This window comes from Mesorhizobium sp. WSM4308 (genome assembly GCF_002294905.1).
Taxonomy (GTDB): Bacteria; Pseudomonadota; Alphaproteobacteria; order Rhizobiales; family Rhizobiaceae; genus Mesorhizobium.
The window spans coordinates 21,056-31,305 of record NZ_NSFW01000032.1; the positions used below are offsets into that span (position 1 = coordinate 21,056).

Sequence of the window (10,250 nt, forward strand, 5' to 3'; positions counted from 1 at the left end):
TTTTTTGAAGAACGCAGACGACGGTCCTCATCAAACCCTCTCCAACAGCAGGTCGGCGTTGTCCTCGAGCCTGGAGCCGGCGTACCTCTTTAAATTCACTTGGGTGAGCACACTCCCGACCGGAACGGTGACGGATCCACCGGCACGGAGCGACTCCAGAACGCCACGGGCGATGCCGCGCCTCGTCTTGGCCCAGCGAACGGCAAAAAGCACTGCATCGGCCCAGCGCTTCAGGAGCCTGGTTTCGGGACCCCCGAGTCCCAGCGGCCCGTTGATGATGACAACGTCGTAGACCGAGAGCAGTTCTTCGGTGAACTGGGATTTGTCGACCGTGGACAGAAGCGTCAGCAGATCATCCGAAGGTGCTGGAGCGGCCATCAGATCGATGCCGATTTCTGGCATTCTCGTGATCGCATCCTGGAGCACGCAGCGTTCACTCACATAGTCCCCAAAGGAGTTGTGAGCCTTGATGGTTCCGAATTCGCCACGAAACTCGTTCGTCAGGCGCGCGTCCTTGCGGTCGAGGTCGAGGAAAAGCACCTTTCCTCCCAATCGCGTTGCCGCCAGCGCCAGGCTCCACGCCAACTCTGTCTTGCCATCGTCCAGGATGCTGGACGTCACGAGGACGATGTGCGGCGGTTGCCCCCTTCCCTGAGTTGGCGCCGCAGTGACCAGAAGGGATGTCGCCGCGCGACTGAACGGCGAGTTCTGCTGGCCCAGAACCAGATGCCGCAGTTGTCTGGCGTGGAGTCCCGAAACCTTAGGAACCAGTCCTACGCACGGGACCCCAAGCTCGGCTTCGGCTTCAGCTTCGCTGCGCAAGGTCTGGTTGAACATGTTACGGACCAGGACGAAGACCGCCGCCATCAGACCAAATACGATCATGCCGGGTGGAATCAGGAAAATTCTCGACAGGGTGCTGGGATTTGACGGCGGCCATGCCGTCGACAGGACCGCTACACCTGGCGAAGGAGCGGCGATGCGCCGTATCAGGTCCTGCTGCCGGCTAAGGAGCTCGTTGTAGTGCTGTGTCACGATGGTGACCTGCGGCTCAAGGGCACGCAAGCCGGAAAGCTGGCTCGCAGTGTCGGCCACGGCCGCGTCGAGCACCCTCTTGCGATCCTCGAGAGCCGTAACCTGGGTGCGGTAGACGTTTGCCTCGGCGGCGATGCGCGCGATGCCCTGCTCTATCTCACGGTTGATCGCTGTGCCCAGATCGCCGTCCGCAGCGGCACCCGACTGACGTGCCACGAGGTCGGCCAACACAGGCGATCCGATTTCTTCAGCGATGGCCGATACAGGGGCGCCCGCCTTTCGCAGGTCCTCGATATGGCGAAGGCGCGATTCCGAGGCGGAAAGATTGGCTTTCGACAAGAAAATCTGTCGGCCAAGTTCCGCTGTCTCATTGGCTGCGTTGTTGGCCGCGCTTTGATCAACGGCGCCATGCGTCAGCCGATACGTCTCCAGCCGATCGGTCGCGTCGACCAGGTCCCTTTGTACTTGCGGCAGGCTGGCGACCAACGATTCCAGTTCGCGCTGATCCGATGCACGCCGTTTCTGTACGAGATCCTCGATATACACCTGAGCGAATGTGTTCGCGACAAGCGCGGCACGCGCCGGGCTGGTATCGGTGAAGCCGATTGTGATGACGCGCGAGCGCAGCTCTTGTCCGACCCTCATTCCGCTCCGCAGCGTCTTCAGCGCGGCGGCATCCGCAGCCTCCGGATTTTCCACCGCCGGCTTATCCTTCGACCAGACCCGGCTCAGCAGATCGCTCACGAACGAGCCTGCGGTGGGCGGGACGGCACTGATGCCGCTTTTTCCGGCGGCGTCGGCTGCCTGCGGTTGACGCAGTGCCGTCAGAACTCGACGCAGGTGGGCTTGCGACGAGAGCATCGTCAAATGGTCATCGATGCTCGAATCCAGCGAGTCTTGAGCGGTCGCCGTAGCGTTCGAAGTGCCGGTGCTCGGGGCATCGATGATGATCTGGGTCGCCGCCTCGAACAGCACTGGACGAGCAAGGCCCGCGAGGCCGGCCAGTATGCCGCCCAGAAGGGCGACGGCAAGCAAGAGCCATTTTCCCGTCGCCAGGGTGACGACGAGCTGATGGAAGGGAGACGGCGGTTGCATGGGCTCGCGCGGCGGTCGTCTCATCCGCGGATTGGTGTCGAGCGTAGCGACGGCCATCTGCGTAGCACGCGGAAGCCTGGCGCGGCTGGCTATGGAACCTTCCATCTCAATCCCCTGTCAGTTCGATATCATAAGAAGGGCGCGATGCCGGCGCCGATGGCCGCATGGCTTCGTTGCGCCATGCCTGGAACATCAGCAGCGGCCACAAGTCACGAAAATGATCCTGGTTTCCATGCAGATGATCGCGCCAACATGCGTCGACCTTCGCACAGTCGATGACCCCGTCTCCGGACAGGCGTGTCGTGGCGATGATATCCGCTGCCCAATCGCGCAGGGGTCCTCTCAGCCAGGCTCCGACCGGAACGTCGAAACCCTGCTTGGGCCGATCGACCAGTCGGCGCGGCACATAGCGATCAAGGAGCTGGCGCAGTATCCATTTGCCCTTGCCACTCCGGACCTTGGCATCGGTTGGCAGGCGCCAGGCGAATTCTACGACGCGATGGTCCAGGATCGGGCATCGCCCCTCGAGGCTGTTGGCCATGGTGGCGCGATCGAGCTTCACGAGGATGTCGCCGGGGAGATAGCCGGTCATGTCGTCGAACAGCAGGCGTGACAGCAGGTCGTCGAACTGTGTCGCGCCGGCATTGGATGCCGCTGGCTTGTGATGAAGAAGTTTGTTGGTCGAAGATTCCGTCAGCCGCTGAAGCAGTTGGTCCTCATTTGCCGCTGCGAACAGGTGGGCGAGGCGGTTCAACCGGTCACCGCGCAATCCGTGCCGCACGTTCGCCGAAAGCGGCAGGCTGCCGAAAATGTCTTTCTGGGAGGCCTGGGCCAGTAATCCTGCCCCCGCCGCCAACATCCGCCGAATTGATGATGGCAGCTCGTGCTGCCTTCTGAGACGGGTTGCCAGGAAGTGTCGAGAATAGCCTGCGAAGCACTCGTCGCCGCCATCGCCCGACAGAGCTACGGTGACGTGTCGCCGGGCGAGGCGCGACACCAGCAGCGTCGGTATCTGCGACTCGTCGGCGAACGGCTCGTCCCAGATCCTCGGCAGTTCAGGAATGACCTCAAGCGCCGCGGCCGGTGAAAGATGAAGTTCCGTGTGATCGGTGCCCAGATGCCGTGCAACCGCGGCCGCATGAGGGGCCTCGTCGAACCCGCTCTCGCCGAACGCTATGGTGAACGTGCGAACGGGCTTCGGGGACTGCGCCTGCATCAGGGCGACGACCGTCGAGCTGTCAATTCCACCCGACAGAAAGGCGCCAAGCGGCACATCGGCAACCATTCGTTCTTTGACGGCGAGGCGAAGCAGGCTGTCGAGTTCGGTCGTAAGGTCCTCGTCGCTGCCGGCGATCGGATCCCGCTGCGCCTTGCAGGCGACATCGGCAAGCGACCACCAGCGGCGAATGCGATGCGCGAGCGAGCCGGCGCCACGGGCATTGGCGAAATCCTCCGCCGTCACCGACAGGACTGAACCGGGTGGCAGCTTGAACACGTCCTGCCAGATGCAACGGTCATCCGGCACCCACCCTTTCGAAAGCATCGTCGCCGCCGCATCGACATCGAGTTCCGGGGCGAATCCCGGGAAGCAGGTGATCGCCTTCAGCTCCGAGGCGAAGACAAGCGCTTCCCGTGTCGAGGCGACATAGAGCGGCTTTTTTCCCATTCGGTCGCGGGCGAGGTGGAGAATCCGGTTCTTCAGATCCCATAGCCCGAAAGCGAACATGCCGGCGAAGCGCGCAAGTGCCGCCTCGAGGCCCCAGCTCTCGATCGCGCACAGCATCACTTCCGTGTCGCTGGTGCCGCGGAAATGGTGGCCCGCCCCTTCCAGTTCGCGGCGCAGATCGCGAAAGTTGTATATTTCGCCATTGAAGGTAATGACATACCGGCCGCTCGCGGAGTGCATCGGCTGGCGACCCGCCTCCGACAGGTCGACGATGGCCAGACGCCGGTGCCCGAAGGCGATCCCGGCTTCACGGCTCATCCAAAGCGCCTCGCCATCGGGCCCGCGATGACGAAGGGCCGTCATCATCGGCCCGATCGCCCTGAGCGCGTTCGTATTGGCTGCATCGGGCGCCAAGAGAATTCCGGCGATCCCACACATTCTAATATCTCCTCTGGCGAGCGATCGCGGGGACCGCCTGCGGCGTTCCGGCGACAAGGCAGAGGGTCAGACAGAACCACACGATCGGATGGCGGATGATCAGGTGAGGAGCACTGAAGACAGCGATCGATGCCACGAGCGCCATGAGCGTGTCCTGTCTCGCACCCCAGGCGGACAAGGCGGCCGAGCCGAGGATCCACAGCAAGGCCAGGACCGAAATCAGGCCACCCTGAGTGTAGAGATCGAGGATCGTGCTATGGGCCTCGAAAGGCCGCGGCAGAAACTGCTGATCGACGACGGAGGGACGATCAAGGTGCGGGCCTGGTCCGAGACCCAGCGATCCGGATCTTGCTCCCTTGTCCAATGCCTCGTCCCAAAGCTGGAGGCGAAGTGCCGCGGTTTCCGCGGTTGCTTCCCCGCCCTTGTCCTTGGTGAGGCTCTTGGCGAAGTTTTCGGCGTTGGCGGCCTCGCTGAGGGCGTAAGGCGTGATGGAGACCGCCAATGGAAGGAATCCAATGGTGAACAGGAGGGCTAGTTGCCGTGAAAGGCTGATCTTGCCGCCGTCGCTAGTGAGCCATGCCCGAATCCTCAACCCAAGAAGGATCAGGCATGCCAGGATCGTCGTATAGAGATAGGTATCGCTCTTTGTCAGCCTTCCGACATAGAAGGTGAGGATCAGGCTGGACAGCCCGAGACATCTTCCCCATGGATTGCTGGTAGTTGTGGCAAGATGCAGGGCCAATGGACCGAGGAGCGCGCAGTAGAGCGCAAGCTGGTTCGGATTGTCAGACCAACCGCTGAAGCGGTCCCAGAACCAGGGGTGGACGCCAGACTGATGGATCCAGCCGAAACCAAGCCCCACCTGAACGACAAAGCCCGCATTCGCGATAGCGATCATCCACCAGGCGATGCGGCGTAAACGGGAAGCTGCGTTGGGTTCCGCGGCAGCCAGGCAGGTAACGCAGGCCAACAGCACATACGCCATCGTGTCATGCAACAACGGATCGAGGAACAGCGTCGTCGTCAGAAAGCCGATGATGGAACCCACGCCCAGGGCAAGCGTCAGGATCACCCAGAAACATGCAAGTTTGGTGAAGGCCGGCGTAACCTCAAGTCGGCCGCCGGCAAGGATGCGCGTGATCGACAGCAATATCCAGAGCGTGAGGGACAGTTCGCTGTAGCCGAACGGCAGCCCCGGGATGCTGAGCTGCACCGCGTAGGACATTGCGATGCCGAAGGCCAGGATCACATCACGGATCATTGCCGCGCCTCACCCAGTCGGGGGGCCCGCGCACCCTCTTCCCGCGAGATCACGGGCGCGGGCCGAGCAAGACTGCCGCGGTATTTGCCACCGAGGACAGTCTTGTACAGATCGCAATACTGGTCGACGACCCACGACAGCGAAAAGCGCTCCCGCACGAGGCCGACGGAACGGCTGCCCATGATCTTGCCACGGGCGCGGTCGGACAGAAGATCGATTATTCTGGACGCCAGGCCATCGGCATCGCGCGGCGCGACAAGATAGCCATTCCAGCCATCTTCAACCACGTCATTGCAGCCGGGCATTCTCGAGGCGACGATTGGCAACCCGGACAAACCCGCTTCCAGCAGGACGCGCGGAATACCCTCGCGATACTGTGTTGGAAACGCGAACAGATCCGCCATGCCAAGGAGAGCTGGAACGTCCCGCCTTGGCCCCAGGGCGACGACGTAAGGAGCATATTGCTCGATATCGGACCTACTGACCGCGAACGGACCTTCAGAGTCCTGCGGACCGACAAGCACGAAACGCGCATTGGGCCTCTCGGAGAGGACGCGGGGAACCGCCTTGATCAGGGTCGGAATCCCTTTCTGGCGAGTCAGCCGACCGACAAAGATTACGACTTCGGCCGATTGAAGCCCAAGCTCCTCGCGCATAGCGGCGGCCGAAGGGCCACGGTATCTTGCTGTCGAGAATGCATTCGGGTCGATTCCAGAACTCCGGATCAGTCGCCCTTTGCCGCGACCCGCCAGCCGATAGCGGTCGAAGAAGGCCTGATCGTCACGATTCTGAAAGACCGTCATGGCTGTCCAAAGCGACGCCAGTCCCTGAAGGCCACAAAAGACCGGACGCAGCGCCAGCGCCCGCGGTTCCCGTGATGAGAATGTCCAACCGAGCCCATTGATGGTGCGAATGACCGGAACCTGGCCGCGCACGGCCAGAGGCGTCAGGAGGTTGGGCTTGGTGTCGAAACTTTGAACAATGTCCGGACGCAGTTCGGACATCAATTTACGGATCGCGCTGACAGCGCCCCATTCTCCACCGCCGCTGGCAAAGCGGTCGAACCCAAACCGGCGATGCGGAATGCCGTGAGGTGAAAAGGCGTCTCCGGCATCGCTCGAGACGGCAGTGACACGAAAGCCCCGTTCACGCAGCGCCAGAAGGAACGGAATTCTAAGCCGGTGATCCTCGCCTCCTATGCAAACCAGATGCGGACTCATCCTGTCCCTCCTGGATGCCGGCAGAATCCCCATCGCGCAAAACCGCTGGCCCTGTGATCTGTTTTCACGGTCCGGCGTCATCGCCCCAGTACGCACAACACCCAGCCTCACGCTAGGAGCAGGCTTGCGCGTTGTCCTCGTCTGTTTGAATGAAGCAAGGAATTGGGCGATGCGGTGATGCAGCGCAAGCGCCGTCGGATCGATGAGTTGAGCGGGAACTCATTCGTTCTAACGATGCCAGGGCCGACATGGTCGCGTACGACACGGCAAAGCCAATCAGCAAAACAAGGGGGCTGTGTTGGAGACGTCGGGGTACCCGCGTTTAGAAAGCCGTTTTCCACGTGCCTTGCCCTCCGTTGGCGGACCGACAACGGATCAAGATGCTGCGACAGCTCGCAACAGCAGCCCTCCAGGCGGCTTCACATGGAAACAGGCCTCCACCCGCCCTCTGGATATGGACGGACCAACCACCCGTTTCTTCCCGCGGATGGGCGACGACTTCTCCGAAAAATCGGCGTTCTCGCACCTGGAGCGGGTTGTCGAAAAATACCCGGCCAAGATCGCGATCAGTGATGGCTCTACGTCCCTCAGCTTTTCGGAACTGCTCAACGCAGTCCAAAACCTGGCGGCAGCGATTGCCGGTTCAACTCCACCAGGCAAGGCGGTCGGGATTCTGATCGGAAATACCCTCTGGTATCCGGTGGCCATGCTCGCCGCCATGCGGGCCGGCAGGCCCGCCGTGCCATTGAACCCCCGGGATCCATTTCAGCGCCTCGCGGCAATTTCCACCAGCGCGCGGCTGGCAGCGATCATCAAGCCAGGGCCGGGCAAGCCGGCAGGCTGGCCGGATGCCCCCTCGCTTGAATGGATCGACGCGGCAAGTTGCACGGCCGCAACGCGGGATGGCAACCTATCGGCGTTGCCGCCCGAAGTGCCGGTCGATGCTCCGGCAATCGTTCTGTACACGTCAGGTAGCACCGGGGCGCCGAAAGGCGTCGTGAACAGCCAGCGGGCGATCCTCCAACGCGTTCAGCAATATGTGGATGCCTGCCACTTCGGCCCCGACGACGTCTTCATGCCGCTGACCGGGCCGGCGACGATCGCGGGATGCCGCGAGATGATGACCCCGATGCTGTGCGGCGCCACATTGTACCTCTCGGATATAGAGAGCGCCGGTATTCGCGCCGCCCGCGACAATTTCGAGAAGTGGCGGGTGACTGTCGTCTATCTCGTGCCGGCGCTGCTGCGTGTGTTGATGAATGGTTCCGCGCCCAACACATTCTCTTCCTTGCGGATCGTGCGGGTCGGCGGAGAAAAGATTATATGGTCCGATATCGACCGGCTGCGCGGCAGCGTTCCCGAGTCCTGCCTTGTCCAGATCAGCTATTCGTCCACGGAAACGACCGGCACGCAATGGTTCCTGCCGAGGGGCTACCAGGAACGCGGCGCAACGGTCCCGGTTGGCTTCGTGCTACCCGGCATCGAATACGCCATCGTGGATGAGAACGCATGCGAGGTCGCCCCGGGCGATGAAGGAGAGTTGCTGATCAGAAGCAACTACACCACGCTTGGTTACTGGGCGGATGGGGAAAACGTCCCTCTTCAGGCGAACTCCGGCAACCCCCTGCTTCGCACCTTCGCAACCGGTGATCTGGTCAAGGTCGACGACACCGGAATGATGTGGATCGTCGGACGAAAGGGACGCCAGATCAAAATCAACGGAAGGCGGGTCGAACCTGCCGAACTGGAACTCGTCCTGCGCCGGGCGCCTCAGGTGGATGATGCCGTTGCGGTGGTGACGGACGCGAACGAACTGGTGGCCTTTGCCGTCCCGGCCAGACTTGGCGGAAGTGACTTCATTGCTGAATTGCGCGACCTGATCAGGACGGCCCTGCCGCCCGCTGTTCACCCGACGCGCCTGCACAGTGTTGCCGAGATACCGCGGCTCAAAGGCGGCAAAGTCGACCGTGTCAAGCTACGGGAACTGGATCGCGCACTGAACGCGCAAGACGCCCAGAGCACGCCCATGGCCCGGCAAGCGGCAAACCCGCTTGATGTCGAAGGCACCGCGGCGGCCGTATGGGAGAGGATTCTCCCGGGCAAAAGGGCAGCCGGCAGCCGCTGGGATGATGCCGGCGGCGATTCATTGAAATTGCTGCAATTCGTCATGGAGCTGGAGACGGCTCTGGGGCGGGAACTCAACCTGGACGCGTTCACGGTCGGGATGAGTTTTGCCGATGTCGTCCGGGCAGCGTCTCCAGGGCAAGACACAAGCAGCTCGCTTGTCGAGGCTTGCGACCCGAGACCCGTCTTGTTCATTGTGCCCGGATCGATAGGCTACGGTCCAAGCCTGGCGGCCTTCGGTGCGGAGATGGGTAATGTCGCCAGGGTTGTTGCCGTACGCTACGGGGATCTGAACGATCTGCTGAAGGGACATGGCACGATACCGCGGATGGTGGATGCGGTTGTCGACCAGATCAGCCAGGCCCAGCCCGATGGCAATGTGAAGCTGATCGGTTATTCGCTTGGCGGCGGCGTCGCCTTCGAGGTTGCCGCCAAACTTGTTGCCGCCGGTCGGTCGGTCACGTTCCTGGGAATCCTCGACACCAATATCGGGCCTGGACAGCACAACTATCGTGAAAGACTCGCACGCACCGCCCAGCGCATCCGCACGCATCGAGTGACGGTGGATCGCATGATTTTGCGGGCTCTGGCAAAATTGTTTGCCCAATTTGGCGCCGAGGCTGCGCTTGCGAGGGGCATCGACTGGCTGCAATGGAGGCGCTTCGCGAGAACACGATTCATCTTGCGCCTTGAGCTTGAAGAAGTCCTGCGGATGCGTGCATTTGGCCAGTGGCTCGCGCAACCGAAGCCCACATTGCCGATTACCGCCACCGTGTTCCGATGCAGGCGCACAGGCGTTCCGTCCGACCTTGGCTGGAGTGCTTTCGTCACCGGCCTAAACATAGTTCCGATCGTCGGCGGGCACCTGGACATGCTCGTTGAACCCTATCTCAGCCACAACCGTCCGCTAATAGAAAGAGCCCTTGTGGTGAGCGGCGCATAGTGGGTGATTCGCACACCCGCAGGCTGAATCGAGACAGGATGCCCATGTATCTTGCTGACGCATCCACAACAAATCCGCTGGCACTGCCGCCGTGGCGAGAACAGCCTGGTCCTGCGTCGCCGCGCTGAAATATCCCTAAACAATCAACAAGTACCAGGCCCAGGGCAGCCTTCCCATCGCATAGGCTCTCCTTGCCATGATCAACGATTCTATCAATGGGCGCCGGTATTTGATTTGGCCCTAATATATCCTTTCCAATAGGCAGGCACGGGGCACCACCGAATTGGACGAAGGATATCTGTATGACAACCCTCCACTATGCCTCGGGTGGATCGGCCTCCGAGGTCGCAACCGCCGGGTTCAATCTTGTCGACGTTTCATCCGTGGACGAACTCAACGCCTTGCCGGCTGGCACGAAAGGTCTGGTCTGGCTCGATGAAGCCAATGGCGCAACCTCGTCTTTCATTG

At 61.7% G+C, this 10,250-nt stretch carries 5 protein-coding genes; 1 reads left to right on the forward strand and 4 read right to left on the reverse strand.

Annotated features, from left to right (window positions below; all coding sequences use genetic code 11):
- Positions 1 to 30: 30 nt before the first annotated feature.
- The 4 genes from CK227_RS35100 to CK227_RS35115 are packed head-to-tail and all read right to left on the reverse strand — an operon-like array spanning position 31 to position 6,715.
- On the reverse strand, positions 31 to 2,235 hold the full coding sequence (locus tag CK227_RS35100) for an exopolysaccharide transport family protein (RefSeq protein ID WP_095776093.1): 2,205 nt from the start codon (positions 2,233 to 2,235) through the stop codon (positions 31 to 33).
- Between the two features lies 1 nt (position 2,236).
- Positions 2,237 to 4,234, reverse strand: coding sequence for an asparagine synthase (glutamine-hydrolyzing) (gene asnB / locus CK227_RS35105; RefSeq protein WP_095776094.1), 1,998 nt, complete (start codon positions 4,232 to 4,234; stop codon positions 2,237 to 2,239).
- A 1-nt stretch (position 4,235) separates the two neighbouring features.
- Positions 4,236 to 5,495 (reverse strand): polymerase, encoded by a 1,260-nt coding sequence (locus tag CK227_RS35110; protein WP_095776095.1) that lies wholly within the window; start codon positions 5,493 to 5,495, stop codon positions 4,236 to 4,238.
- The gene (locus tag CK227_RS35115; protein WP_095776096.1) at positions 5,492 to 6,715 is read right to left on the reverse strand and encodes a glycosyltransferase; all 1,224 of its coding nucleotides are present in this window, start codon (positions 6,713 to 6,715) and stop codon (positions 5,492 to 5,494) included. The genes CK227_RS35110 and CK227_RS35115 overlap by 4 nt, the downstream gene beginning before the upstream one ends.
- A gap of 454 nt (positions 6,716 to 7,169) precedes the next feature.
- Between CK227_RS35115 and CK227_RS35120 the strand changes: the two genes are divergently transcribed.
- Positions 7,170 to 9,782 (forward strand): AMP-binding protein, encoded by a 2,613-nt coding sequence (locus tag CK227_RS35120; protein ID WP_245318412.1) that lies wholly within the window; start codon positions 7,170 to 7,172, stop codon positions 9,780 to 9,782.
- The last annotated feature ends 468 nt before the right edge of the window (positions 9,783 to 10,250 follow it).

Coding starts and splice junctions, on each gene's coding strand:
- CK227_RS35115 (WP_095776096.1), bottom strand. CDS start 6,715: ATGAGTCCGCATCTGGTTTGCATAGGAGGCGAGGATCACCGGCTTAGA.
- CK227_RS35120 (WP_245318412.1), top strand. CDS start 7,170: ATGGACGGACCAACCACCCGTTTCTTCCCGCGGATGGGCGACGACTTC.
- CK227_RS35110 (WP_095776095.1), bottom strand. CDS start 5,495: ATGATCCGTGATGTGATCCTGGCCTTCGGCATCGCAATGTCCTACGCG.
- CK227_RS35100 (WP_095776093.1), bottom strand. CDS start 2,235: ATGGAAGGTTCCATAGCCAGCCGCGCCAGGCTTCCGCGTGCTACGCAG.
- asnB (WP_095776094.1), bottom strand. CDS start 4,234: ATGTGTGGGATCGCCGGAATTCTCTTGGCGCCCGATGCAGCCAATACG.